The sequence below is a fragment of the Gilvimarinus gilvus genome, from assembly GCF_030518155.1.
GTDB lineage: Bacteria > Pseudomonadota > Gammaproteobacteria > Pseudomonadales > Cellvibrionaceae > Gilvimarinus > Gilvimarinus gilvus.
In genome coordinates, this window is record NZ_JAULRU010000019.1 from 1 (window position 1) to 318 (window position 318).

The 318-nt window shown below is 63.2% G+C and carries 1 protein-coding gene; it reads right to left on the minus strand.

Translation table 11 applies throughout. The features are described from left to right. On the minus strand, window positions 1-283 hold a 283-nt coding region (locus QWI17_RS00090), incomplete at its 3' end, for a hypothetical protein (RefSeq protein WP_368045312.1). Window positions 284-318 lie beyond the last annotated feature (35 nt).

Sequence of the window (318 nt, forward strand, 5' to 3'; positions counted from 1 at the left end):
GGTTTAGGCTGTCGGAAAACACCAGGGTCTTGGTCATCGGGTCGATACCCAGTTTCTGGTAATGGGCGATCGCTTTCTCGGCCCAGGCTACCGGCTCGCCGGAGTCGTGGCGCAAGCCATCGAACAGCTTGGCGAAGTACAGGTCGAAATCGCCGAGGAAGGCATCCATGGTGATGCAGTCGGTCAGGGCGATACCGAGCAGGCCGCGGTACTCGCGCACCCAGCAGTCCAGCGCGGCGATCTGGCTGTCGATCAGCCGCGGGCCCAACTGCTGGTGCGCCATGATCCACTCGTGGGCCATGGTGCCCAGCGGCTTGA